This window comes from Candidatus Eisenbacteria bacterium, assembly GCA_026388185.1.
In the GTDB taxonomy this organism is placed as follows: domain Bacteria; phylum Eisenbacteria; class RBG-16-71-46; order JAFGJU01; family JAFGJU01; genus JAPLKG01.
In genome coordinates this window covers 181,711-208,530 of the sequence record JAPLKG010000008.1, presented here as the reverse complement: position 1 = coordinate 208,530, position 26,820 = coordinate 181,711, and the positions used below count along the sequence as shown (strand labels likewise).

The window sequence follows — 26,820 nt, the reverse complement described above, 5'->3', positions numbered from 1 at the left end:
GACTCCCTACTTCCGCTCGACGAGGGCCTCTACAATCCATGCGCCCTCATAACCTGCTTGAACCACTTCTTCCCTGAATTTCAGGGCGTCGTCCTTGGAAGCGAAGTTGCCGATCCTCACCCTGTAGAGAGGGGTCGAGTATTCCACGTAGACGCTATCGGGAAAAGAGTTCCTCGCCTTCCTCGCAACCTCTTCTGCCTTCTCCAGGCTCGAAGATGCGAAAATCTGCACACTGTATCCAGACGCGACGTCCCGTTCCTCCACGTTGACCGGCACTTCCTGCTCGACGTAAGAGGAGGAAGCTTCCGCTTGGGAGGCTGCCTTCTTCTGCGGGTCGACCGGCTCCGGGATTGCCTCCAGTTGGCCCTCAGACCCTACCGCTCCCCCCGAAGTCGTGGCCTTTTTCTGCAGCGGGCGTTCAGTGGCGCAGCCGCCCGAGAGAAGGCTCAAAAAAAGCGAAGTCACCAAGAGAATCAGAACAAACCTTGAAGACATCACAACCTCCTCGACGCTCTGAGAAAGAAAGAGTCCACGCGTCGAGCACGCGTCCGGACCGCACCCTAACGCTCGCCTGTGTCAAAGATGCCTCTTCAACTTCTTGGAAGAGGAGAGAATTCTCGATATCTTCTTTATTCCCTGCGCCCGCTCCTTGGCACACACCAGGGTCGCATTCTCGGTTCTCACAACCACAAGATTCTCGACACCCAACGTGGCAACGACACCGCTGGACGCGACGAGCACACAATTGCGAGTGTCAACCGCAACGGTCTCACCGGACAGAACGTTGCCCCGCTTGTCCTTGCTCAAGATTCTCTCGAGTGAAAGCCAGGAACCAACGTCGTCCCACGAGAAACTGGCCCTCACCATCACAATGTCGCTCGATCTCTCCAGGAGTCCGTAGTCAATCGAAACGGCCTCCACGCCGGAATAGAACCGGTCGAGCCTCTCGCGAAACGAGCGGCCGGAAGACTCCGAAGAGAAGGCCTCGATGGACTTGGCAAGCGCGGGTAGGTGCTTTCGGATTTCCCCCAGCAGGGCGTCTACACGCCACACAAACATACCACTGTTCCAATAGTGACACCCCGAACGCAACAGTCTGACTGCGTTCTTGTGATCAGGCTTCTCCACGAAGCTCCTCACCGTGAAAACACCCTTCCCAACCGAGCCTGCGCGCCCCCCCACCTGCACGTATCCGTAGCCCGTCTCCGGCCTGTCAGGTTTGATGCCGAACACGACGAGCTTGCGTGATTGGGCTACCCGCACGGCCTTCCTAACGTCACTGATGAACTCCCTCTTTCCCTTGACCATGTGGTCCGACGGCACCACAAGTGTCACGGCGTCGGGCTCGACCATCGAGATCAAGCTGGACGCCAACCCTATCGCAGGAGCCGTGTTCTTTCCGGCCGGTTCTCCGACGACGGTAATTCCTCTGAAGCCGGCGAGTCTCTTCGCCACCTCACTTTGAAGATGCTTTGAGGTGATGACGTAGATTCGTGTGGGCGGGACGAGCGAAACAATTCTGGAAACGGTCGATTCCAGAAGACTTCTTCGCCCGACGATAGGAAGTAGCTGCTTGGGAGAAGAAGCCCGACTCAAGGGCCAGAATCTTTCTCCCCTACCGCCAGCCAATACGACGGCAAAGAGTTTATGCGTAAGACGTCCCTCCCCGTTGTTCAGATTTCTGACTCTCTATAGCACAGGGAGGTGACAGTTTCAACACAAATAAGCTCGGCCGACCTGAACGACCTACTTGGAGAGAAGCTCGAGGTATACTTGCTCGAGTGAGTTCGTCACCCCGTCCCACGTGAATCTGTTCAATATGTGACGCTTGGCCTTGTTTTCGTACGCCGCGAGCAACTCGGGCGAGCCCAACAGCATCTCAAGCTTGCTTCTCAGATCCTCGACGTCTTTGCTCCTGAACGACGGAGCGCAGTCCTCGACCACTTCCAGGTTTTCGGGGATGTCGCTCACGAGCACGCATCTGCCGTAGCTGAGAGCCTCTAGCAAAGAGATGGAAAGACCTTCGAGCGTGGAGGGTTGTACCACAAGCAGCGCGTTGCTCCAGAGTTCCTCAAGCGTGTCCGCGTAGACGTAGTCGAGGAAGACGACCCTGGAACTGGCGTGCCTCTTGAGGGTATCGACGTACTCGCTCGAGAAACTCGACCCTCCCGCAATCACAAGTTTCGTACGCGTGTCCAGTTTCTCAAAGGCTTCGATGAGAAAGTGGCAACCTTTTTCCGGCACAAGCCTTCCCACGAAAAGCACATAGTTGCCCGCTTCGAGCCCCGCTTTCTTGAGCTTGGACAACGCTCTGGAGGTGGGGATGTTTGTTCCGTTCGGAACAACCGTAGTCTCGATCCCATACTTGTTTCGAAAGTACTCTTGAAGAGTGCGTGAGACGACGACAGTTCTTGAAGGAAAGTGGATGGCGGGATACTCGCAGCGCTTCAGAATCCACGAGGCGGCGGGTCCCCATTTTTCCCTCTGCCAGTCAAGACCGTGCACCGTAACCACCGTCTTGGCTCCCGTGAGGCGTGGCATGAAACTGAAGAGCGAAGGTCCCAGGGCGTGGAAGTGAACGATGTCGTAGCCCCTGAACACGGAATCCAACGTGGAGATGGCACAATGCGTCGGAGTATCGAAGTGTTTTGTCTTCACGCTCGGCAGTCTAAGGAGCCTCACGCCTCGATACTTGTCCGTGACCCTCGTGTAGTAGAACCTACAGTACACACTCACTTCGTGTCCCCGACTGGCCAACCGTATTCCCACCTCTTCCACGTGGCGTTCAATGCCGCCATAGGTTGCGGGGATTCCCTTTTGGCCTATCATGGCTATCTTCATCTTGCCATCCTCTCGTAGAGCTTCATGATGCTATCGTAATGCCTCTCGGCAGAGTACGTTCTCTCGGCGGTTTCACGCGCGAGTCTTCCCATCCTCAAGATCTCGTCGGGTCTCGAGACAAGATATAGTATCTTCTCGGTCAAGTCACGGACGTTTCCAGGCTCCACAAGGAAACCGTTCTCTCCGTCTCTGACCAGTTCAGGCATACCGCCTATTCTGGCCGCAATCACGGGCTTCCCGAATGCAAACGACTCGAGAATGGTATAAGGGAAGTTCTCGTAACACACGGACGGCACGACCGTGAAAGCCGCGTCTCTCCAGACTTGAGCCAGTCTCTCCCTCGGAAGGAACCCCATGAATGAAACGTCGCCGTCATTCGTTGCGTACGCCTCAAGCCGTTCGCGGAGTTCGCCTTCGCCTGCCACCACGAGGTTGAATCCCTTCACGTTCCGCTTGGCCTCGAGAAGCACCTTGAGGCCCTTCTCCGCCGACAGACGACCCGCGTATATGAAAGACTCCGAGCCTCCGTAACGCGGCTCGTAATGGTTCAGATCGATGAAGTGAGGAACGTGAAAGAGCTTCTGGGCTTCGATGCCAGAGCGCCGCATGACGCCCATGATGAACTCGCTGGGGCACAAGAATGCATCTACCTTCGAGAAGGTTCCCGTCAGTCTGTGCACATACATCTCCGCGCACGCCACGCCGCTCGCAAGCAGTGAGTCGTGCGTACATCTTTTCAGCAGAACGTTGTAGTATTTCCCGGCCACGCACGCGTCGCACAGGCGACCTCTCACGATCATCAAGTACGCAGGACAAGCCAGCTTGTAATCGTGGAGAGTCTGGACGACGGGGATCCCGTGTTTCTTGAGAAGGCCTATTATCGACGGAGAAATCTGATGGGCGATGTTGTGCACGTGAGCAATGTCGGGTCTCTCTTCGTGTATGAGCTCCTCCAGCTTTCTGCGCGCCTCAAACGAGTAGATCACCCTGGCCGCGGTTCTGATTTTCTGGAAGGTCGAACCTGTGCCGTCAAGAATCACGTTACTCACAAAATGCTTTGCATACGGTGAGGGCACGTTTGCGGGGTCCTGCATTGAGAACGGAATAATCTTGTGGCCTCTTGAGGAAAGAAGCCCGGACAGCTCGAAAAAGTATCTTTCGGCTCCCCCCTTGAGGAAGAAGAACTTATTTACCTGAAGAATCTTCATGTCGTTCGCTCACTCCGAGCTTCCTCGCGACCACCCAAAGCGCCGGTCTCAGAGGGTGCTTCCTCATCGCGGGTGCGACCGTGCAACTCATCCAGCACTGAAACGGACACTCATTCACGCCTGCAAGTATCCGTCCTGAGTTGGCCACCATTTCATCGTAGCTCTCGAGAACTATGTTGCCCATTCTCTCGGGCCACACGTTGCAGGGATAGATATCTCCCGCCGGTTCCATGAAGAAAAAGCACGCGCCTGCATGGCACTTTATCCTTCTCCGTTTCCCGCGGAGTTGGTCTACGATGCCGGCCGTGAGATATGCCCTGAACCAATCCTTAGGTCTCGCGGAACGGAGCTCTCGATCTCTCAACCAGACAAGTTCCCTCTGGATGGCGTCACTTTCGAGGCTTCCCTTCTCGGGAAGCTCGTCCTTTTGCTCTCCAAAATAGGTAGGCGAGCTATGCACGAGGCTCGTCACCAACTCGACGCCGCGAGTTTCGGCCATCTCCTTGAGTTTCTTCAAGTCTCCGGCAGTGTGCCGGCCGATGGTCGCCGAGATACCCAGGTCTCCGAGCCCGAGCGCCTGCAGGCGGTCAAGCGTCTCCGAGGCAAGGGCAAAGGCCCCGCTCACTCCCCTGACTTCGTCGTCAAGCGCTCCCATCGCGTCTATCGAGACCCGCACCCCGACCCGTCCCATTCTTCGCACGTCTCTCTCGATTCGCTCCGGAAGGAGGCCGTTCGTGGAGATTACTATGCTCGCTCTCGGATTTCTCTCGCGCAGGACGCCGATCACGTCTACAAGATCGTCTCTCAGAAAGGGCTCGCCGCCACTCACGTTTATGTTGCGAAGACCCGCCGGGAGTCTTTTGAGATCAGCCGGGCGCAGCTCCGGTGTTACGTCTTTCTTCCAGATGTCGCAAGTCCCACAACGCGAATTACATCTGTATGTGACGGCGATGACGGCAGAAGTAGGTCTCACATTTTCCTCGATTCCTGAATTCCTGCGACGCGCTCTCAATTCATCTCTATGAGACGCTCCAGCATCCGAACGGAGCGGTCGAGCGAGAATTCTCGCGCCACTTTCTCTCGACCGCGTCTGCCCATTTCCACCCGAAGCCTTTCGTCTCGAAGAAGTCTGAGCATCGCGCCGGATAGTTCTTCGCGTGAACCCGGAGGCACCAGCAAACCGGTTGTCCCGGCCTCTACGAGAGAGGGCACGTCTCCCACTCTCGTCGATATGACCGGCTTTCCGAGAGCCATGGCCTCCATCAGAAAGATCGGCAGAGTCTCCACGACCGGATGCGAACAAAGCAAGGCGACGTCGAAGGCCTGGATAAGTAGTCTTCCGTCGTTTCGTTCGCCCACGAAGTGAACGTTGCTCGTTATCCCGAGGCCGGCAGCCAGACCCTCGAGCAGGGCCCTTCTCTTTCCTCCTCCGACAATCACAAAATGGACTTCCTCCATCTCTCTTGCCACAACTGAGGCGGCCTCGAGGAAAAGTTCATGATTCTTCTCCGGCCTCAGGGCGGCCACTATGCCGACGACGAGCGAGTCGGGCTTGAGGCCAATCAAACCCCGCACCTCGGCAGGCGAAGGCATCTTCTCGAACTCGGAGAGTTCGATTCCGTTGGGTATTACCGCTATCTTGTTGCGCGCGACTCCCTCTTCCTGAGCCAGATAGGCCGCCTGGTTTTCACCCACGGCCAGGACTCGCTCTACAAATCTGAGACACCAGCGCGTGGTCAACCCCAGGCTCTTTTGACCTCCCCACAACCTGGTGGAATGCACAGCCACAAAGGTTCTCCTCACCAGCCCAAGCGATGCCAGCGTGCCCAGGACCACGGCGTCGCGATGCTCCAGGCAAAAGAGGAGATCCGTTGCCAGGTTCTTCAGAGCTCGTCTGAGCTTGAGAAGGACGAAAGGGTCGGATCTCGAGCCCATTATGCCATCAACGACAGGAATCCCGTGGGAGGAGATTTCCTTGCCGACCTCGCCGCGCGCATTCAGACATACGACGGACGGCGCGTACTTGTGCCCGTCCAGTCTCAGCGCGAATTCACGAATCATCCTTTCTGCCCCTCCCGTCCCCAGGGTAGAAGCCAGAAACGTGACATGATATGGCTCTCCGGCCGGAGCACCGCCTTCCGGCGGGAAACTCTTTCTCACCAGCTTATTCCCCTGTAAGTGCCGGCCGTTTCAGAACCGTCCTTCACAACCCGCACGAGGTCTATTACGACCTGATCCTTCCGCAGCCTCTTGCCCATTTCGGCGAATCCCACACCTTTATTCGCTATGACCACGACCTCCGCAAAGTCGAGGAGTTCGTCCACAGAAAAACACATGATCGACGGCAGATAAGGGACCTCTTCCTGCACGAACTGCCTGTTTGCGCCGAGAAGCCTGGAAAGCTCGACATTCTCGTCGTACACCTTTATTGCAAATCCTTTGCCGACAAGACTCTCGATCACCTTGACAATCGGGCTTTCGCGCAGGTCGTCCGTGCCCGCCTTGAAACTCACGCCCAGTATTCCTATCTTTTTCTTCCGGGTGTCTTCGATCATCCTCTGAACAATCCGTATCTGGTTATCGTTGCTCCTCAAGATCGCGTCAACGACGGGAGCTTCGATCTTTGCCTCGCGGAACTTGGCCAGGAGCGCCCTGACATCCTTTGGCAAGCACGAACCGCCAAAAGCGAAGCCGGGAACCAAGTACTGTTCGGATATGGAAAGCCTCTTGTCCATACAGAAAATCTTCATGACCTCGTGACTGTCCATTCCCTCGTGCCCGCATAGGTTTCCAATCTCGTTGGCAAACGTAACCTTGAGTGCGTGAAAACAGTTGGACACATACTTGACCATCTCGGAAACCTTGAATGTCGTCCTGACGACCGGGGCGCTGAGAGACGAGAAAACTTCCTCTGCAACGCGAGCGGTCCTCTCGTCGCTTACCCCGAGGAGCGTGAAAGGTGGATTGAAGAAATCGGAAACGGCGCTGCCTTCCCTCAGAAATTCAGGGTTGTAACACACGCCGAAGTCGGAACCCGCCGTTCTCCCCGAAGTCTCTTCCAGCATCGGAATCAGGTCCTTCTCCACGGTGCCGGGCAGCATGGTGCTTCTGAACATGAGCACGTGAAAGTGACCGACCGCGCCCAGGGCCTTGCCGACGTCCCTGCACACTCTTTCGACGTATCCAAGATTCATGAAGCCGTTCTCGCGAGAAGGCGTTCCTACGCAAATGACACTGACCCGGGACGAGTTCACGGCCTCCGCAGCCGAAGACGTGGCGGTGAGTCTTCCGGCGGCCTTCATCTCGCGGATGAGAGCCTCGATGCCTGTCTCGACTATGGGACTCTTGCCCTTTGCAAGGCAGTCAACTTTGAACTCGTTTATGTCGACCCCGGTGACAACGTGTCCCAGTTTTGCAAGACAGGCGGACGTGACCGTTCCGACGTAACCAAGTCCGAAGACCGAGATTTCCATCTTCAAAGCTCCTCTGATTCAGTGCGGCTTCCTGCCGTCAGGTTGCCTTGACGTCATATTCGTAGGAAAATTCCTCTCCCAGCACTTCCTTCGCGATGCCGAATGTCTCGTCCGCTTCGCTGACGCTACCGATACCTATGACCGTGCATTGAACTCCGGCCTCCCTGTAAGCATAAGTAAGGCCGCCGCGCGGATCTCCCGAACCTCCCGCCAGAATCTTCTTTCCTATGAAATGCACATCGCCGGCCTCTTTCCTCACTTTGAGACACGCCTCCACCGACGGCTGCATCATGAAACCCTTGGGATTGAAAGGCGCCTCTATGACCGGAAAGTGAACGCTCATTTCCTTCAACTTGTTGTACGTCGTCCCAAGATTGTGGGTAGTCAGCCCGGGCACTGCTCCGGCGTCAAGCACCCTCTCCTTGAAGAGAACCAGCAATTTCTTCTGTTCCGTAACGCAAGCAATGTCCACGAGGGTGCCGTGAAGAAGGACAAAGTTGGGTCTGGTATCTTTTATGAAGGCAAGCTCGGCCTTGAGAATAGAGTCAACCATCGGCGTCAGGTTACCCGTCATCCCGGCTGACATGAGGGCGGGCATGTTCTTGAACAGCATCTTGATCTTGGCCAGGTTCTTGTCCTGCGAACTGCCTCCCGCCTGACGTGACATCGCACCGTAGATGTCGGGCAGGATCGAAACCACAGTCATCGAATCACCCAGTTTTTCTCTCAACTTGACGATGGCCCTTATCTCCATGTCCTTGGCATAGGAGTGGAAACCCCTCACGCCCATCTCTGCCGAGCGCTCCATCACCTTGTATATGCTCTCGACGGTGGAGAAGCGCCTTCTGAACTCCTTCCTCTCTTGAGTGCTCCTGTAAGAAACAGCGTGAAAGGGATTCGACCCCAGCATTACCTTCGGTAGTTTCATTCTGACTCCTCAATCACGGGTGAGATTATCTTCCTGCTCTTGCCGGATTCCTCCAACGTTTCAACGAGTCTGTCCACGAGATAACCGTCGTACCACGAAGGGCTGGCGTCGGTACGCTGAAGAGCAGCGCGCGCGAACGCCTCCATCTCGTGGGACAGCCCCCTGTGCGTAAACCAGAACTCTGTGTGATATGGAATCTCCGACGCATACGTGATCGAGTCACCGCACGGGAAGCCTCCACATTCTCTCTCCAGGTACATCTCTATGCAGTCCGAATTCACGTTCATGGAACCCAGTGTTCCCGTGAGATAGAGGGACAGCTCGTCCTTCTCGACGAATCCGTGGTGACTCCACCCGAGGTCTATCACTCCGTGCACTCCGTTGTCGAACCTACAAACTGCGGAGATCAGGTCCGAAAGCCCGGAGCTGAACACGCGTGAGGTCTGCGCGCTCAGGCTGGCCGGTTTTCCGGCATACCACAGGAGGAGGTCGAGCCCGTGGACCGCAAGCGCACCGTAGATTCCAAATCGCTCTTCCCTGTTTCTTTTCTCGCTCTTTTCTTCAGGTTTTGTGACTTCACTCTTGTAGACCGCCAGCCTGACGTACTTGAGCTCGCCCAGAGCGCCTCCGTCGAGAATCTCTTTGGCCCTTCTGAAGGTCACGTAGAAACGCCAGTTGTACCCCACTTGCGCCGTCACGCGGCGCTCGGCAGCCTCTCTGTGCATTTCGATGGCGCGCGTGGAGCTTCCCGCGAGCGGCTTCTCGCAGAAAACATGCTTGCCGTCGCGGACCGCCTGCATTCCAAGTTCATAGTGAGACTCTAGCGGCGTGGAGATTATCAAGGCGTCGAACTCTTTTGCGGAACCGGCCTTCTCATAACTGGAGTAGTGGCCGACGCCCAGCTGCTTTCCCGCAAGGCGGGCGAAGGTCCCGCGAGAGTCGATCACACACGCCAGCTCGTATTGAGAAAGGCCTTTGGCAATGACCGCCCTGACCATTCCCATCTCACCCATTCCGGCAATAGCAATCCTCAGTTTCTCGTGCATCAACTCCTCCGGTATTCCTGTTCTGTGTTGCCAGTCCTACTCATCTGCTCCTGCCTCCACTATGTCTCGGAGGAAATTCTTATGAACTCCCCTTCTCTCGAGCAGGTCACGATCGGCACGGACGAGACGACGTTGGCGGTCTGCCGCGCACGCACCAGAACCGTGCCGGCGCCTCTGCCTTCGAATCTGACCTTCTCTTCCTCGACTCTCACCTTGATAAAGGCAAACTTACTGGGGGCCTCGAGAATGGGTTGGCCGTTGCGCAAAACCTTTCCCACGTTTCTCCCAAAGAGTTCCAGTGCTCCGCTTGCGGGAAACTCGCGCACGCACAAGTAGTCTGCGTCAGACTCCAGACGTCTCTCACCCACTTGTCCCCCGCTCAGGTTTATCAGTGAGGTTTCCGAGTAGAGTGGCGTCTTTCTCTCGACGAGACTGTAGCCTCGTCCCTCCGGATTCGCATTCGAGAACGAGACAACGTGTTCCTGTGAATGACCCGACGGAACACTCAGAATGCAGCTTTCGATAAGCAGAGATCCCCTGAATTCTCCCCTCACAGAAAGGCATTGGCACGGCTCTTTCTGCCAGAACGCTCGAGAGCGCCAGCCCACGATGGGCTCCTCCAGACCGGAGAAGAGCGCGCCCATTCCCCTCGCAAGAAGCGGAGAAAAAAACAGCGATTCCAGATCTGCGCCGAGAGACGAGATCCGAACGAGGCCGGCTTCGGTGGACAAAGAGGCCTCGCCGGCGAAATGAAAGTTCTGCTCGTATTGATGCCGACCCTTCGCGGTCAATGAATCCACTATTATTAGAAAGGCCGGCTTGACGAAGACAACGACTCTCCTGTGCCTCACGGGGTCGGAAAGCCGTTGATATCCGTTATGAGAACCCACAACGAAATCAAAACCGGCTTCGATCGCCACGTCTTCGAGTCTCGGAGTGACTCCGTGTCCCCACACAAAGGGTCCCAGCATGTCGGACTGGCTGAGCCCGTCTACCGTGACAGTGTTGTGAGCGTTTGTAGATCTGAAATGCGCTCTCCACGCGGGCTGACTGTGATAGGTGAACGTACCGGGATCGATCAGGACGTCCATTCCGTTCACGGTCATCGTGACGGAAAGACAGTCTGCGTGGCCGTGGGCAGAGGTTTTCCCGAGTCCGAGCTCACCGCAATCAAGGACGCAACGGCTCTCTATGCCGTCGTTCTTGTCGGCAAGCACGTAGTAGCCGCCCTCCGAGAAGACTCTGGAACCGTGACTCTCTCCGTACTTTCCCTTCTCGACTCGAGCCTCGACGCCGTCGATGTCAGACGCGACATGCGTTCTGCCCTGAAGTCGATCCAGACCTTCGTGACCCAGGAGAAAGGCCGCCTCCGGAGGAATCTCGTCTAACGTTCGGGCAAACGCGCTCTCCCCGGTAATGTAGCTTGCGCAGGCCATGAGCCCGTCGAAAAAACTCTTCTCGTCGGAGGGCAGGATTACTGTCTGGTCATCCGAGTCGCCGATGGCGGGCATCTTCCCGTCTTTGCCCGACACACTCAGAACAAAATCGCACATCTTGGCAAATCGCTCCTTGACTCTGCCCGGGATCTCGATTCCGTTTCTCTGCGCGAAAATCAGCGCGATTGCGTACAGTTCGCACACGAAGCAGTGGTAATGCAGAGAATGCTCCTTGCTCACCCCGTCGGAGTAGGTCTGCGCCAGGATTTCTTGCCAGAGAATAGAAAGCCCCCTGTCCCTCCATCTATCCGCCTCGCGCGCGCCTGAGAATAACGTGCCGACCACAAACAGCGTCATCCCTTGTGTGATCAGGTGGTTGTTCGCCGAAGAGTAGGTGGAGAGGTTTCTGAACATGTGTCTCATCTGAAGCACGATCGAACGCACGACGGTCCTCTGGACCGGCGGCGTAAAGCCGTCGAAGCTCCCCAGGGGAACGATCGCCCACATCCAGGAGAACAACCTGAGTGCTATCTCAAGCGGGGCGGTCCAGTTTACGCCTACGCACGGAGGATTCTGTTCTATCCACGCGCAAAGCTGGCGCAAGATCTCCTGGGCGTACTCCTTTTTCTGCGTAACGAAGTAAGCCCGGCCCAGAGCTCCGAGGTGTCTATGCCTGTTGAAGTACCACACCCACCGTATTGACTCTTCAAGACCGGGGTCCTTCAAGTCTATGAAACTGCTGTAACGATTTGGACATCTACGGCCCAGGCGATAGTCGTACTGCCAGTCAATGTCAGGACCGAGGTCGTAGCTCTGTCCCAACAGAGACAGCCGATGGGCCAGTGCGTCGTCTGCCTCTTCGAGACAGCGAGCGCTGAGACCACCCAACCGTGCCCGCAGAAGCTCGTCCTGCGGATCAAGGAAGAATCTTCCCCGGAAGAGAAGGCCCGCGGCATCTTGACCGCAGGGAATTTCGGCGTCCAGAGACCGGGGCGACACGCCGGCCGCAATAAGCACGTGTTCGAGGAGATTCCGCACTTCTCTCCCCGTCCTTACGCCTATCTCGACTGGACCCATCATCCGCATTCTCTGTATCTTCCAGCTCAGACTTGTCATCGCGCTTCCTTGAGAGCGTCCGTGAGAGCCGACACTACGTATTCCTGCTGCTCCAGGGTGAGCTCCGAATAAATGGGAATCGCCAGGGCCTCGAGAGAGGCTCTTTCGGAGTGTGGAAGTTGTCCCCTCGCGTATCCGAGATCCTTGAAGCACTCCTGAAGGTGAAGAGGAAGCGGATAGTAAACGTCAGTTCCGACGCCCCTCTTCTTGAGGAACTCTCTCACCGCTTCCCTTCTCTGAATCCTTACAACATACTGGTTGTAGATCGAGACGTTTCCCGGCGCCACCTTTGGAATCACAATTTCGGTATTGCCAAGTAGACGGTCATACACGGCGGCATTCTGTCCTCGCTTTTCGCTCCAGCCGTCCAGGTGCCTGAACTTCACCAGGAGCACCGCCGCCTGAAGGGCATCAAGCCGGCTGTTGATTCCGGTGACTTTGTGGAAGTACTTGGGCCTCGCCCCGTGTACACGCAGCAGCCTGACCTTGTCCGCGACGACCGCATCGTCGGTGATCACCATTCCTCCGTCACCGTAGGCACCCAGGTTCTTGCTGGGATAGAAGCTGAAACAGCCCGCGGTGCCCATCGAGCCCGCCCGCTTTCCTTGATAAGTCGCGCCTACGGCTTGGGCGGCGTCCTCTATCACCGTGAGTCCGGATTCCTTGGCCACCTCCAGCAGGGGTCTCATGTCGGCGCACTGTCCGAAAAGGTGGACGGGCATCAAGGCCTTTGTCTTGCCCGTAATCTTCTCTCTCACCTGGAAAACATCCAGGTTGAAGGTGCCGGGATCTATGTCCACAAAAACAGGTTTGGCGCCCGCGTTCCAGATGGTTCCCGCTGATGCGAAGAAGCTGTAGGAAGACGTGATGACCTCGTCTCCGGGCCCGATTCCGCATGCCTTCAGAGAAAGGTAGAGGGCGTCCGTACCGGAGGCCACTGCCACGCCGTGCTTGACTCCGCAATAATGCGCGATGCGTTCCTCCAGCTCCTTGACTGGTTCGCCGAGAATGAAATTGCAGCTCTCAAGAACGCCCGCTATTGCTTGGTCGATCTCTTCCTTTATCGAAAGGTACTGTTGCTTCAAATCCAAGAATGGTACGTTCACTCAATCCTCCTCGCGCAGCCTGAACTCCTCACGTCTCCTCAAGCTGAACCACTCGATCGCCGACCTTGTTTCGAGAAGCCTTGAGACGGAGGCCGGAGGTGCAGCTCGGCGGGAAACGAATTCGCCGGACTATTGATTCTCAAGCAACTGTTCTGCCGGGACGTCCTTCCATATTCTCGCCGGATTGCCGATCACTATCTTCCTGGAAGGCACGTCTCGTGTCACCACGGAACCCGCGGCGACCAGAGCGTCCTCTCCGACGACCTTGCCGGGCAGGATGACGGCCCCGACCCCTATCCTACCTCCCCTCTTCACTGTGACTCCCTTGAAGTGCTTGAGTCTCTCCTTTGTGCGTCCGACGAAATTGTCGTTGGAAGTGGAAACTTGAGGGGCTATGAATACGTAGTCCTCAAGAACCGAATAGGCCGTGATGTAGCTTTCGGTCTCCAGTTTGCAGTAGCTCCCGATCGTGCAGAGATTCTCGACGGTGACACCCCTGCCAATAATCGTAGATTCCCCCACTGTCACATTTTCCCTGACCGTTGCAAGGTCGGCTATCAGGACTTTCGCGCCTATTTCGGCGCCCCTGTATATGACAGCCGAAGTCCCGATGATGCATCCGTCCCCTATCCTTGCAGGAGGAAGCTCGCAACTTTCCTTCAGAATGCTTATCGCGCCTCGCATCGGGAGTTTCCCAATCACCGCGTGGTCATCGATCCTGACGTTTGCCCCGACCAGCGAATCGGCGTGAATCACGGCGCCGTTTCCAACAACGCAGCCCGGGCCCACGACGACTCTTTCTCCTATCACAAGATAGGAACCAAGAGTCGCGCTCGAATCTATCCTGGCGGTTTCATGAATCACTCTTTCCATTCCCCCTCCTCAGAAGCACTACAGATCGTTCCAAAGCTTGAACTCGTTGTTTGCCCTCTCGTAGTCACTCAGCTTCCCGACGTCAATCCATCGCTCTTTGATCTCGCACACCGCCACCTTCTTCCCCCGAGCAATCAGGATCTCTATCACTTCGGGTATGTCTGTTTTTCCAGGCCTCGTGATGTCGAAGATCTCGGGGTTCATGACGTATATGCCCGCCACGATGAGGTGAGAGGTTCTGGGCTTCTCCGCGATCGCCTTTATGTCGCCGTCTCTGATCTCAAGCACACCGTAGGGCACCTGGACTTCGTAGCTCACGGCGCCGACCGTCATTGAGGCGGAACTCTCGACGTGAGAATCATAGAACTTGCGCAGGTCAAGGCACGTCAGGATGTCACAGTTCATGACCAAGAAGGGTTCATCTATCCTGCCCTTCAAGAGAAAAAGCGCTCCCGCAGTGCCGAGCACTTCAGGCTCCTGCGTATACTCCAGCTCTATTCCAAAACGGGAACCGTTCCCGAAGTACGATTTGACGAGCTCCGCTTGATAGCCGGTCGTTATGAACACCCTGGAAAAACCGGCCTTTCTCATCTGCGAGAGGATTATCTCCAGTATCGGCCTTTCACCGATGGGCAAAAGCGGCTTGGGAATCGTATAGGTGAGGGGTCTCATCCTCGAACCCAGACCACCTGCCATCACTACGGCTGTCATTCTTTCCCTCTTCTCCGGTGCTCTTCGCTGCGCCTCTCTTGCGTTCTCCCCTGCGCTTCTCCTGTCTTCGGTTGCTCCACGGTCGCCCGGCGGGCCGCCCTCCCGCGACCGGCGCAGACGGGCTAGATGGCGTACACGTCGGGCCTGTACAGTGAGAAATGATCCGATATCCAGTCGACCGTCTTACGCAAACCGTCCTCCAGAGAGACGGACGGCTGCCAGCCCGTGAGTTCTCTCATGCGGCTTGTGTCTGCGAGCAACCTTTCGACCTCGCTCCTGGGAGGCCTTAGCCGCGCAGGATCAAAGATGACTTTGGCATCCTTGCCGACTATGGAGCAAATCATGTCGACAAGCTCCCTTATGGTGGTTTCCCTGCCTGAGCCCACGTTTGTGACCTTCCCTATCGCTTCCGGAGTCTCGGCGATCTTGATGAACGCCTCGACGGTGTCATCGACAAACGTCAGGTCGCGAGTTGGGTGCGTGGCTCCCACGTAGACAGTGCCGCGCGAAATGACCTGGGTTATCACCGAGGGGATGACGGCCCTGGCGGACTGTCGCGGTCCGTACGTGTTGAATGGGCGTATGATCGCAACGGGAAGCTCGAACGACCTGAAGAAACTCTCCGCCAGTTGGTCTGCGCCTATCTTGCTCGCCGAGTAGGGCGACTGGCCACAGAGAGGATGCTTCTCGTCAATGGGGACGTATCGCGCGGTCCCGTACACCTCGCTCGTGGAAGTGTGAACGACCTGCCTGACCCCACAACTTCTGGCGGCGCAAAGCACGTTCAGTGTCCCGATAACGTTTGTCTCCACGACCTCGACGGGATGCACGTAGGAATACGGGATCGCCACGAGAGCTCCCAGGTGGAATATCACCGTTACATCTTTGGAGGCCGCCCTCAAGGCTTCGGGATCTCTCAAATCACCTGCGACGATTTCGATCTTCTCTCTTGTCTGCGGGGCGAAGCTATCAATGTGTCCGTAAGTGCCTTTCGAGCTGTAACGAACGAACGCTCTCACCGAGGCCTTCAGGGACACGAGTCGCTCAACAAGATGGCTTCCTATGAAACCTCCCGCGCCTGTTACGAGAACCTTCTGCTCTTGCCAGTTCATTACGGCGTTCTCCTTTCGGCGGCTCTGCTGCTCAGATTGGGTCCGTCTTCCTTCAGTCTACTGCGCCAGTAGTCCAGCAAATCTGACATGCTCTTCTCCAAAGGAATCCTGGGCTCCCAACCCAGTGTATTCCTGATTTTCGTGTAATCGCCCCGTTGATAGCTCACGTCGGCGGCCCTATGTCTGCTCGAATCCTCCGAGACGCTGATCCTCTTCGTCGACATCGAAACAAGGAGCTCAACGATTGCGCGCATGCACACTGCCCTTCCCGAACACACGTTGAACACCTCTCCGGCACGCGATCTTGTGGCAACCAGGAGATAAGCTTGAACTACATCTCGTACGTCGCAGTAGTCTCTGTAGGAATCCAGATTGCCCACCTCGATGACGGAACCTCGTCCCAGTTCGCACTCCGCGATTTGCCTGGCGAAAGAAGAACAGGCCATGTGAGAGCCTTCGCCGGGGCCCGTGTGATTGAAGGCCCTCGTGCGCGCCACATCGAGTCCTGTACTAGTGCCAAACGAGGCGGAGAAGACCTCTTGAGCCAGCTTGCTTGCACCGTAAATGCTCTGCGGACAGAGGGCACTGTCTTCGGCCAACGGCCTGTCGTCTACAGAGCTTAGTGGACCGTAACTTGCGCTAGATCCAGTGACTAGGACGAAAGGCTCAAGTTTAGCCTCAAGCGTAGAGAAGAAGAGATTCTGAGTTCCCTGCACGTTTACCCGGTAGAGCTCGTCAACGGCGACCCTGCTCACGTCTTTGAGAGTGACGGCAGCGAGATGAAACACGCGCTCGGGTGCGAATTTCCTCACAAGCGGAACCAGCCTTCGTCTATCACAAATATCAACTTCTTCGAGGGTGAAGTTGCCCGAAGTGGCATTCAAGTGAGGATTCAGCCTGACGTCGTTAGTAATCCCGAGAACCTCCCAACCCTCGCCGAGCAGAAGCTGAACGAGGTGAGATCCCGCGAAGCCGTTGGCTCCAGTTACCAGGGCTCTCATCGAATCTCCAGTTCAATCAACCAGCCATAATCTTCTAATTTTACTACTTCCCTATACTTATCGTCAATAAGACGACTCGACATGAGACCAAAAAGGGGCTCTGCGGCCAGTAACGCGCTGTGTATCAACGCGTTAAAGTGTGTGCCCTGAAAAGCCGCGACTCCATCTCGCCACAGTCTCATGCGCCCGACCTGCGGTCGGCAGAGTTGGCTCGCGTGCACGATTTCGCGGGAGGGTCTGACCCGAGGGTAGCACGGTACGCGCCTAGAAGCCGTTCCACGTTCTCGTCGCTCTCCCTCTGGACCCCCCCCACCGAGGCGGAGCGCCCCTTCTCCGTCTTGAGCGCTTGGCCTAGCTTCTGTGCCATGTCAACGGAGTCTCCCTTACGAAACAGGATAACACCCCCGGGACGGAATGGCGTGTCACTTGCCACGGTGGGTAACCCGAGAAAAAGGCCCTCTCTCACAGACACGGAGTCACCGTCAACCAGGGCGGTTCTGAGCAGAACATCGGAACGCTTGAGAAGGGAGATGAAATCCGGAACTTCTCTTTCCACGATGACGTGCTCTCCGAGCTTGAGCGATTCAATGGCGGCAAAGAGTTCCCTTTCGTAAGGAGCTTCTCCGTATCTCGTCAAGACAAGAACGAGACCTATTCTCGGATAGTCCTTCCGCAACATCGCGACGGCTTCCAAGGCACTCTTCAAACCATACTCCGTAGAGGCGGCCCCCGTCGAACAGACCACGGGCGAGTGAGAAGAAACAAAATTCTCGACCGTCTGCGGTAGATTCGGCGAACTCGCCGCCAAAGGTGGAAAGCAGTTGCTCAGCGTCAAGATATGCTTCCGCGGCAAGAGCATCGTCAACACTTCCTCGATCTCAGAATTACAGGCAACCACCGCGTGGGCCAGGTTGAGAGCGGCCTTGGCGACGCCTTTTGCCACAGGATTAAGTCCGTCAACGAAGTCTTTGAAAGCACCTCCGACAAACGAGATCACAATTTTGTGGCTCCCGAGTCTTGCCAACACTATACAGACTGCCCCCAGCCAGAAGGATCTGTAACTTGCCGAAAGGTAGTGAAAAACGTCCGTGTCGGAAAGAACAACGTACCTGGAGAGCTGGAAAAACTCGAGGGCTCTATTGTTGGTGCTGAAATTGACTACGTTCTTTCCGACGGGCCGGCCCGAGCCAAGATTGAATATGCTCACCCTACAGCCTTTCGCGGAAAGGGCGGCCTCCATCTGTTTCATCAGTGCCGCCACGCCGCCGTAAGGAGGAGGATAATGACCCATCAGCGTCACTTTCACCGGGCGACCTCCTCGGCTCTCCGGCTTATGTATTCTCTTTTCTGTTTGGCCTGCTCCGCCAGCCTCTGGAATATCTCCACGACGCGCGTCTCCACCACGCGTTCACTGTGTTCCCCAACCACAAACTCCCTCGCTCTCTCCCCAAGTCTCCGTCCCAGAAGTGGACTGCGCAGAATCTCGCAGACTCCGGCCGCGAAATCGCGAGGCGTGTCCGCCAGAAGCAGATCCCTTCCCGGAACGGCGGTTATCCCGTCCGCTCCGATCGTCGTGCTCACGACGGGCATTCCCATCGCCATGCCTTCAAGGGTCCTGATCCTCACGCCCCCTCCGAAGCGCAACGGCACGACCTGAACCATACAACGGCCGACGTAGGGGGCTATGTCGGGCACGTCTGCCGAAAGGACGATTCGCTCCCCGTCCGCGAGCTTCTGGACAGACACCGGTGGCCTGCGGCCAACGATGAAGAGCCTGGCTCCAGAGACTTCAGCTCGAACGCGTGGAAATATCTCGCGACAGAAGAACTCCAAGGCGTCGACGTTGAAGTCGGCATCCAAGGCTCCCAGAAAGACGATCGACGAGGGAATCTTTCCTTCGTGCCTCGGAAGGTACTTGCGGCAGTCCACCATCACTGGCAGTTGCTCAGAGACCCCCCTTATCCCAGCTAGCTTCTCGACAAGGACGCTGTCCGTTCCCGAAAGCGCGAGTACCCTGTCAAACTCCGAATAGGCACGTACCTCCCTGTTTCTCACGGTCGACAGAGTCCTCTCCATGCTGCGCTTCTTCCAGAAACCCCGGGTGACGGTGAGTCTTCTCTGTAACCTGAGAAAGTCAACGTCATGCTCCAGAAGCACCCTGCACGGCACTTCTGCAAAACGCGCAGCGTTTGCCGTAAACCAGTACTCGAACAGTGCGACGTCGTATTCTGAGGAACGGGTCACCCGGGCAACCATCCGAGAAAGCTCTGGAGAACTGCAGTAGTAGGCTTCGAGGGGAAAGCCTGTCAAGAACGTCTTGGTCTTGTAGAGCGCCTTGTAGTAGGCAGAGTGTGCCAGACTTTTTCTGTTGGGCAGAAGGAACGTAAAAACATTCTTGCAGTACGGCCTGAGATTCTCCGCCTTGGATTCATCGTCTCTGTTCAACAGACCGCAGACCAGACTTACCTCAAAATGCGTCGAAAGCAACTTGAGCAGATTGAAGGTGACGATCTTCGTGCCCTGGTCAGGCGGATAGGGCAACGTGGGTTTGACTATCAATATTCTTGTCATAGCGTCAATTCCAAACCACCATCTCTATGGGCCGGATCCACACAACGTTCTCGGCCCGGGCAGCTTGCCTCCGGAAAGAACCACGTCGTAGACGCACTCGATCTCCCGCGCCATCCGCTCGTGAGAGAAATAAGCCTCAATCCTTCGCCTGCCAGCCGCACCCATCTGACGGGAGAGCGCCGGATTTTCGAGCACTCTCCGCATTGCTTCGTAAAGCGAGTCAACGTTGCGAGGAGGGACCAGAAAGCCCGTCTCTCCCTCAACTATTACCTCAGGTATTCCATGTATTCGACTGGCAATAACAGACTTAGACGCCACCATCGCCTCAAGGATCACGAACGGCATGCCTTCCACGGTCGAAGGAACGACCAGGCAGTCTACATCACGCATAATACTCTGCACGTCTTCCCTGTGTCCCAAAAAGAAGACCTTCCCGGCGAGACCCAGCTCCGAGCATTTTCTCTTGAGCGACGTCTCTTCTCCTCCCTCGCCGACGATCAGAAGCGCACTCCGGCGATGGCCGGAAACGCAAAGTTCGGCAAACGCATCCAGCAGGTAACGGTGTCCCTTTCTCTCCACGAGGCTTCCCACCGTCGCGAAAACGAACGTGGAGGCGTCGAGCCCAAGATCAGAACGTACGTGTGAAGAGGCAGCCTTGTCAAGTTCGGCAATGTCGACCCCGTTGTGAATCACCACAATACGAGAGAGCGGCACTCGATGGGTGCCCGAGAGAAACTCTACGTTCGATCGCGTAATGGAGACCACTGCCCTCACGAAGAGATCACTGAACCTTTTTGCGCAGTGTCTTTTCCACGTTCCCTCAACCATTGCGAGATGCTCGGTAGTTACGACAGAAACGCGGCGACCGAGCTTTGCAACTGGTGCGACGAGACTGGCCTGTGCGTCGTACGTTCCTGGAAGGTTTATGTGCAAGAGATCGGGCTTCCACTTCCTGACGATCCTCACGATCTCGATGTATCCCGGCACGTCGTAAGGACCGCTCAGAGAAATCTCGAAGACGGCCACTCCCGCTTTTGCAAGCCGCTCTCGGAAGTCCCGGAGTCGCGCTCCTCCGGTTGTCAGGACGCAGGGCTCGTACGCCTCCCTGTTGAGTCCCGAGATGAGAAGCTCGAGGTACCTTTCCGCTCCGCCAAAATAGGGGGCGTCGCTGAAATACATGACTCTCGTCACACGACTTCTCTCTTTCTCCATTTCCGTGACACTTTTCTATCCAATAAGACCCTTCGCGATCTCGACGGTCGCGGCCGCGTTACGGTCCCAGTTATATTTCTCCTCGACCGCCCTCCTCGCGTTCGCGCCGAGACTGTCCCGCAGATTCCGATCAGAAGCGAGACGCACGATGGCCCTGGCCATGTCCTGCACGTCGGCGGCGGCCACAAGCAGAGCCGTTTTCTCGTGCGTCAAGACTTCTTCTAGCGCCGCAACCCGTGGAGCAACCAGCGCCTTGGCCATTGCCATGTACTCGAAGGTCTTGGTCGGAGAGCCATAATCTGTCGCCCAGGATATTACGGCGACATCCATGGCAGCTATGTGCTCGGGAACGCGTTCCCGAGGCACCTCTCCCGCAAAGCGGAATATCTCGGTGAGCCCCCTCTCGCGCACGCTTTTTCGAAAACGTTCGAACCTGGGGCTCCCTTCTCTTCCCCCCACCATGAAGAAGCGGATTCTCTTGTTTTCTTTCACGGCAAGAGGTGCCACGTCGAGCAGAAGGTGTGCCCCGTGCCAAGCGGAGAATCCTCCGACAAAGCCCGCAACGACGTCCTCTCGCGACAATTCGAACGTCCGCCGAATCGCGTCACCCGGCGTGTCCGGACAAAATTTGGAAAGGTTCACACCGTTGTGCATCACGTGGATCTTCTCCGGCGGGACGCCCCTGCGCACCAGACGGTCCCTGAGAAAACCCGAGACGGTTATCACGGCGTCTGCTCTCCTGGTCAACACTCTCTCCACAAGGGCAGCGAGCGGTCTCAAGCCGAGACCGTCCGTCAGCTTGAATTCGTCCGTTGAAGCATTGACTTCAAGTATGAGCGGGACGCCCCGCTTGCGCGCGGCCATCGAGGTCGCGAACTGATAGACGCAGTAACGTTCGTACACAAAATCGAGATTGCGCGTCTTCTTTAGAACCGCCGCGACTCGGAAATAGAAACCGGCGTTGTGGAGGCAGTAGAACAGATCTCGCAGAGTCACCCTCAGCACGCGAGGCACCTTCCGCGCGTTGCGCCAATCCACTCCGCGTGATCTTGCCACGCTCGGGCCGACTTCTTGCGAGCCTTCGTTACGCGTTCTCTCCGTCCGGGGGTCATCCTTCTCAAGACAGTCGCTCTTGGGGTTCGCGGCCTGCGGCCCCTCGTGAGAGCCAGTCTTTGTGTCGACGACGACGACTTCGTTCCCGAGTTTCCTGAAGCTCTCAATCATTTCTTCCATGTGCGTCGTAAATCCGCCCCCGCGACTGCCGGGCCTGATGCTCGGGTCAGAGCAAACATAGAGGATCTTCATTTCGGTCCTCCCACCACCCCGCCGAGTTTTCGCACGACCCTCGAAGGCAGTCTGTAATACCTTGCCCTGAACCTGCACACGGTACTCTCAAGATATTCTTGCCACTTGTCCGCAAAGTCGAGGAAGATACTCTTGCCGGTCACAAGATGAAGTGCTCTGAGTAGGGGCACGTGAACGTTGCCGTGGTAGAACGTGCTCGCCACGGAGTCGCGCAAGAGGTCGTATCTCGACCAGTAGCCCGTGTCATAAAGGTACAGCTTTCGTTCAAGGGTGCGGAGTCCCTCGTCCCAGGCCTGCCGCGCAGCGTCGTCGGACGTGACCCTCGCAAACTCATCCAATCCGAAGAGCGAAAATATGAAGCCGTTCAGCACGTGGGCGGGAGGGTCCGTCACGTATTCTTCAAACCACACGTCTCCGTCACCGTCCACGTACCTCACTCCTCCGGGCTCGCCCGCAGGAATGTAGAAAGTGGCCAAGGCCTTTCCGGCCATTTCTCGTAGCTCGTTCCGTTTTTCGACCTGGTACGCGCGAAGCAGCACTGAAGCGACTTGGCTCTGGGCCATGGAGGAAATCCAGGGCGCGTCGAGCCCGTAAACATGAAAGTCGAATCCGGCAGGCCACACCAGAGCGGCATCGCCCACAGGTTCAGCGTGGAGCTCGAGCCATCGTGCGAGCTCCATGAACTTCTGCCTGTACTTATCGAGGCCCGTGTCCAACCACAGGTCGAAAATGCCGAGCGCATATTGTGCCACTGTGATGGCAAAATAGACTGGACCGATCCCGCTCATCCTTGCGTCACCCGAGTAGTGAACGAGGGGAATCCCGTCCTTATCGAGGGGGCCGTAGCCTCCAGACTCTATGAACGGCACCCAGTTTCTGAAGCTAACGTAGTATTCTCCGAGAACTTGCCCTCGTATCTTGGTGCCGATCGTGAAGCGGAGTTTTCGAACCCTTTCTTTTTCGGAAACCATTCCGGCTCCTTCCCGGCAGCAGGACCGGGTTCCTGGTACTCACGCGGAAGAACCTTCCTGAGAAGTTCTCGCGCAGACACACCCGCACACTTCGGCGTACACCTGGGATATCTGCTTACTGAGATTCTCCCACGAATACTTGAGACCGTGCCGTGCCAGCTTCTCCTTGTCCCATTTCCTGCCTAATGCTTCTTTGAGACCTCCGGCCAGCGACGAAGGATTCGCCGGCTCAACCAGGAGACCCAGGCTTTCATCCGAGACGATTTCCGGCACCCCACCGACCGCCGTCCCCACAAACGGCTTTCCGCTGATGAAACCCTCGACGGCCATGAGGGGAGAACCTTCGTCGAGGCTCGAGAGAGCCACTATATCGCACGCCGCGAGCCACAGAGGCATTTCCTCGTGCGGCCTTCTTCCTTTCAGTAGAACGGAATTCGAGGCAGGAAGCAGACCGATCTCTCTGCGCAGGGTCTCCTCGAGCTCGCCCCTTCCAAGAATCACCAAAATGACATCCTTCACGGTCTCACTGAGAATCGCGAACGCCCTGACCATCGTGAGGGGATCTTTGACGGGCACGAGATTCGACGCCAAAAGAATGATCCGAACGTCCGCCGGAAGCCCCAGCTTTCTCCTGGCCTCCTGCTTGTCCATTGACTTCACGAGCGAGGCCTCGGCTCCGTTTGGGATTACACGGATCCTGTTTCTCTCTGTGCCCGCCGACACTATCTTGCCTGCAAGCGCATTGCTCACCGCGATCACGATCGACGCGTGCCTCAGGGCGTATTTGCTCGCAAGACTTATCCAGAGGCCCACGGCGTCTCTTTTCAGGCCGAAGTTCACGTCCGAGCCGTGCGTCGTGAGGACGACGGGGCGCCTCAAGAGAAAGGCGGCAAGAGCCGCGGCAAAGCCGACGGGAAAGCATCTGTGCGCGTGTATCAGAGAGATCCTTCGCTCGAAGGTCGAGTAGACGATGACGATCCAGAAGGCCAGCTGAAGCGGGCCCAGGGCCTTCCACAACAAGGGGACGTGCACGCACGGAGGTCTGTAGATTCTCATGCCGCCTTCCGAGCCGCGGAAATCTCCACCTCTCCCCTGAGCTTCCTTCATCTTGGAATATCGCGCAAGCCTCGGGAAAATCGTGCGGGCAGCAAAGACGACCACGTCGTGCTCGCGATTCAAGGACTCGGCTTGTCGTCTTACACTCACTTTGACGCCGCCGCTCATCTCGTCCTTGTTCGGAAAACTCTCCACCACAAACGCGATCTTCATACGATCCCGGGTTCACCTTCCTTCAAGGCACACGAGCGTCGGTCGTCTTCTCGCCTCGAACAACCACGCTTCCTATCTCAACGCCAGAAAAGTAGTCTTCGTCCCGCAAGTAGTCAGAAACGTGGAAGTCCATCGAAGCGGGCGTCCTTCTCAGATTGGCCTTCACACTGTACCTGCCCGGAGACAGGGTTAGCGGAACCGGAAAGGTTACGACCTGCTCCACGAGTTCCCCCCTCTTCCAGAGGTGCAAGGGAGGCTCGCACCCCTCTGGATCCACGTCCACCTTGAGTCTAAACCTCTTTCCGACCCTTCGTTCGAGGAGCTTCCTGTAGGGCTTGCCCAAGCTTTTCGCGAAGAAGCGCCCTCTTGGAAACTCGGTGTCCATTCTTATGAATAGCTTGTAGACGTCTTCACGTGGAAGAGGAGAAAGGCACTTCCAGAGAAAGTGAACGCTGACTGAGTCGCCCGGCTCCACGGACGCCGGCGATACGCGGACTCTCTCCATGGAAAAGAGGCTCGCGAAATCAGCGATCGGCGTCGAAACGAAGTCCGCTTCGCCCGGAACGAGATTCCGCGACAGCCCGCCCTCTTGAAATTCCGCCTTCTTCAAATCGGTCACGCGAAAAACATGCAGGTCCCCCTCGGAAAAGATTTCTTCGAACAAGACACGGGCAGAGGTGATCTTTGAGAGGACACGTTCTTGCTCCTCGGGATCGATTTCGTATTCAAACGCGTGCAGTCTCTCAGAAAAGCCGGTGTTGACCATCACATATTCCACGCCGTACTTTCGGAGCACTTCGGCCGTTCGTCGAAGACCCACCGAGGGATTGAGGACATCGAGAGCGTCCCTGACCCTGCTGACGGGAAAGGAATCGGTCGGCGCGGAATGAGCCACGGGTATCGCCGTCACGAAGTGCCTCGTCAACGCAGGAATCGCGTATGCGGTGACTGGATCCGAGAGAAAGACCCGTCTGCCTTTCACTTCTTTGTCGAGGCGGCCGAGAGTTCCGGAAGCCACGGCAAAATCGTCCGCGAAGGATTCCCGCGTCGTCTCAACGGCTTTCTTGTAGAAATCCACTCTCCAATTCAGTGTTCCGAGGAGCGCCGCCACAACGAGCCCCATCCCGACGCAGGAGAAAAACTTGCTCTTCAGCGACGAACGCCTGATGTTTACGGGAAACTCTGTCACGAAGATCCCGATCGAGAGAACGTACGGCACGGCCCACATCAATCGCCAGGCAAGATAACTCAGCACCTTGCTCGCGACGGGCATGGCGAGGGGGTTGAATATCAGAAGCAAGGGTCCTGCGGTTGCCGCCGTGACAAAGACGTACGCGTCGCTCTTCCTTGCACGCAGAATGAAGTATGGCAAGAGCAAGAGCGAGGCTGTGCCGGCAAGACCGAACCAGCCGTAGGCTTTGAACGGGTTCAGAATGTAGAACCGTTCGTCCAGGTAGAGGAGGTTCTGGCCCTCAACGGAATATGGATTCGCCGTGGAATACGAGCTTAGAAGCCTGTACACGAGAAACGGCAGTGAGATGCCTACGGTGACCCCGACAACGCGAGCCCAACACTTGGCAATCCGAGACGCGTCGGCCCACGACACCAGAAATTTCAGAAGGAAGAAACAAGTGACGACGAAGAGAAACTCGATGAAATAGTAGACATGTACCGCGACCGTCGTCACGGCGAGAATCCCGAGTAGCATCAGAAGCCATCTTCTCTCCGCTCGGAGATACGTGAAAAGCACTGCCAACGAGACGAGGTACGGAAGCATGGACACTCTGTTCGGGTAACCAACTGTGCGAAGCGCGCCACCACCAATACCACCATAGCAGAGCGGGAAAAGAAAGGCGGCGGCGAAGGCTGCTCTGACGTTTCCAGTCAGAGACCTCGTGGCAGAAAAGAGCCCCAGGGCAAGGAATGGAGTGAAGAAGGCGGGCAGCGCTTTCCAGAGAGTGTATATCTCTGTTCCAGAGGCGACGAAAAGGAGCGCGCACAGCGCATGAAAAACGCCGAATCGTGGGTCGGGTTTCACCACTCCGTTTGGGCCGTAAGGTTGCATCGCGGGGAAAACCCTGTCTTCCTCAACCACACCGCGGATAGCAGCAAGATGCGCCGGCGCATCAGTCTGCCACTGGAGAGGGGCGCCGGCCCTGAGAAGCAGAACGGAGACGGCAATGAGGTAGAGAAGCAAGGCCAAGTAGAGGAACCTCGTGGCCCGTCGACTCAGACGCGGTTGGGCGGAGTCGATGTCCGATCCGGCTCCGAATTCCGTTCCCCTCGTGCCCGCGAGTTCGATCCAAAGGTACCACGCCAAAGTGCAGGTCGGCAGTGCCCACGTTGCATTGAACACGGAGAGACCAAGCCAATCGAACACCAGAAGCAAGAGAGCAGCCTGCCCCAAGCTCAAACTGACAGCAAACGGAAGCACTTCCAGGAGACCGAGCCCAAGCTTCCGTCCTATCCTGAGCGAAGGAATGAAACCGGGAGCGATCAGAAACAGAAAAAGGGATGGGGCGAGACTGAATCCGTTCGTTATCCCACACGCGCGGCAAAGCCAGAGGCCGCCCAGAGAGACGAGAAACACTGCGAGGAAGAACCGCGCGACGGTCTTCTCGCTGGCCACCGTGTTCACGTT

The 26,820-nt window shown here is 56.7% G+C and carries 22 protein-coding genes; all 22 read right to left on the bottom strand.

What is annotated here, in order from left to right:
- Positions 1-6 precede the first annotated feature (6 nt).
- Positions 7-495 carry an SPOR domain-containing protein gene (locus NTX17_03720; protein ID MCX5800478.1) on the bottom strand — a complete coding sequence of 163 codons (489 nt, stop codon included), beginning with the start codon at positions 493-495 and terminating at the stop codon, positions 7-9.
- A gap of 81 nt (positions 496-576) precedes the next feature.
- Positions 577-1,629 carry a sugar phosphate nucleotidyltransferase gene (locus NTX17_03715; GenBank protein ID MCX5800477.1) on the bottom strand — a complete coding sequence of 351 codons (1,053 nt, stop codon included), beginning with the start codon at positions 1,627-1,629 and terminating at the stop codon, positions 577-579.
- A gap of 117 nt (positions 1,630-1,746) precedes the next feature.
- A complete protein-coding gene (locus tag NTX17_03710) occupies positions 1,747-2,841 on the bottom strand; it encodes a glycosyltransferase family 4 protein (GenBank protein MCX5800476.1) in 1,095 nt (364 codons plus the stop codon).
- Positions 2,838-4,049: a glycosyltransferase family 4 protein gene (locus NTX17_03705; protein MCX5800475.1), complete on the bottom strand. Its 1,212-nt coding sequence runs from the start codon at positions 4,047-4,049 to the stop codon at positions 2,838-2,840. The genes NTX17_03710 and NTX17_03705 overlap by 4 nt, the downstream gene beginning before the upstream one ends.
- Positions 4,027-5,061: a radical SAM/SPASM domain-containing protein gene (locus tag NTX17_03700; protein ID MCX5800474.1), complete on the bottom strand. Its 1,035-nt coding sequence runs from the start codon at positions 5,059-5,061 to the stop codon at positions 4,027-4,029. The genes NTX17_03705 and NTX17_03700 overlap by 23 nt, the downstream gene beginning before the upstream one ends.
- Positions 5,058-6,209, bottom strand: coding sequence for a glycosyltransferase (locus NTX17_03695; GenBank protein MCX5800473.1), 1,152 nt, complete (start codon positions 6,207-6,209; stop codon positions 5,058-5,060). Before NTX17_03695 ends, NTX17_03700 begins: the two co-directional genes overlap by 4 nt.
- Entirely contained in the window at positions 6,206-7,522 is a 1,317-nt protein-coding gene (locus NTX17_03690) for a UDP-glucose/GDP-mannose dehydrogenase family protein (GenBank protein ID MCX5800472.1), read from the bottom strand. Before NTX17_03690 ends, NTX17_03695 begins: the two co-directional genes overlap by 4 nt.
- A gap of 37 nt (positions 7,523-7,559) precedes the next feature.
- Positions 7,560-8,450 carry a hypothetical protein gene (locus NTX17_03685; GenBank protein MCX5800471.1) on the bottom strand — a complete coding sequence of 297 codons (891 nt, stop codon included), beginning with the start codon at positions 8,448-8,450 and terminating at the stop codon, positions 7,560-7,562.
- Positions 8,447-9,496 (bottom strand): Gfo/Idh/MocA family oxidoreductase, encoded by a 1,050-nt coding sequence (locus NTX17_03680; protein MCX5800470.1) that lies wholly within the window; start codon positions 9,494-9,496, stop codon positions 8,447-8,449. Before NTX17_03680 ends, NTX17_03685 begins: the two co-directional genes overlap by 4 nt.
- Positions 9,497-9,555: 59 nt before the next feature.
- Positions 9,556-12,048, bottom strand: coding sequence for an alginate lyase family protein (locus NTX17_03675; GenBank protein ID MCX5800469.1), 2,493 nt, complete (start codon positions 12,046-12,048; stop codon positions 9,556-9,558).
- Positions 12,045-13,154, bottom strand: a complete 1,110-nt coding sequence (locus tag NTX17_03670; GenBank protein ID MCX5800468.1) for a DegT/DnrJ/EryC1/StrS family aminotransferase — start codon at positions 13,152-13,154, stop codon at positions 12,045-12,047. The genes NTX17_03675 and NTX17_03670 overlap by 4 nt, the downstream gene beginning before the upstream one ends.
- A 129-nt stretch (positions 13,155-13,283) precedes the next feature.
- Entirely contained in the window at positions 13,284-14,027 is a 744-nt protein-coding gene (locus tag NTX17_03665; protein MCX5800467.1) for a DapH/DapD/GlmU-related protein, read from the bottom strand.
- A gap of 18 nt (positions 14,028-14,045) precedes the next feature.
- The gene (locus tag NTX17_03660; GenBank protein ID MCX5800466.1) at positions 14,046-14,738 is read right to left on the bottom strand and encodes a sugar phosphate nucleotidyltransferase; all 693 of its coding nucleotides are present in this window, start codon (positions 14,736-14,738) and stop codon (positions 14,046-14,048) included.
- Between the two features lie 122 nt (positions 14,739-14,860).
- Positions 14,861-15,850, bottom strand: coding sequence for a GDP-mannose 4,6-dehydratase (locus tag NTX17_03655; protein ID MCX5800465.1), 990 nt, complete (start codon positions 15,848-15,850; stop codon positions 14,861-14,863).
- A complete protein-coding gene (locus NTX17_03650; GenBank protein MCX5800464.1) occupies positions 15,850-16,851 on the bottom strand; it encodes a GDP-mannose 4,6-dehydratase in 1,002 nt (333 codons plus the stop codon). Before NTX17_03650 ends, NTX17_03655 begins: the two co-directional genes overlap by 1 nt.
- Before the next feature lie 178 nt (positions 16,852-17,029).
- Positions 17,030-18,157, bottom strand: a complete 1,128-nt coding sequence (locus tag NTX17_03645; GenBank protein ID MCX5800463.1) for a glycosyltransferase — start codon at positions 18,155-18,157, stop codon at positions 17,030-17,032.
- Positions 18,154-19,422 (bottom strand): glycosyltransferase, encoded by a 1,269-nt coding sequence (locus tag NTX17_03640; GenBank protein MCX5800462.1) that lies wholly within the window; start codon positions 19,420-19,422, stop codon positions 18,154-18,156. The genes NTX17_03645 and NTX17_03640 overlap by 4 nt, the downstream gene beginning before the upstream one ends.
- A gap of 24 nt (positions 19,423-19,446) precedes the next feature.
- Positions 19,447-20,634 carry a glycosyltransferase gene (locus NTX17_03635; protein MCX5800461.1) on the bottom strand — a complete coding sequence of 396 codons (1,188 nt, stop codon included), beginning with the start codon at positions 20,632-20,634 and terminating at the stop codon, positions 19,447-19,449.
- A 15-nt stretch (positions 20,635-20,649) separates the two neighbouring features.
- Positions 20,650-21,939: a glycosyltransferase family 4 protein gene (locus NTX17_03630; GenBank protein ID MCX5800460.1), complete on the bottom strand. Its 1,290-nt coding sequence runs from the start codon at positions 21,937-21,939 to the stop codon at positions 20,650-20,652.
- Positions 21,936-22,910, bottom strand: a complete 975-nt coding sequence (locus tag NTX17_03625) for a D-glucuronyl C5-epimerase family protein (protein ID MCX5800459.1) — start codon at positions 22,908-22,910, stop codon at positions 21,936-21,938. Before NTX17_03625 ends, NTX17_03630 begins: the two co-directional genes overlap by 4 nt.
- A gap of 39 nt (positions 22,911-22,949) precedes the next feature.
- Positions 22,950-24,179, bottom strand: a complete 1,230-nt coding sequence (locus tag NTX17_03620; GenBank protein MCX5800458.1) for a glycosyltransferase — start codon at positions 24,177-24,179, stop codon at positions 22,950-22,952.
- A 22-nt stretch (positions 24,180-24,201) separates the two neighbouring features.
- A complete protein-coding gene (locus tag NTX17_03615) occupies positions 24,202-26,817 on the bottom strand; it encodes a hypothetical protein (protein ID MCX5800457.1) in 2,616 nt (871 codons plus the stop codon).
- Positions 26,818-26,820: the final 3 nt, after the last annotated feature.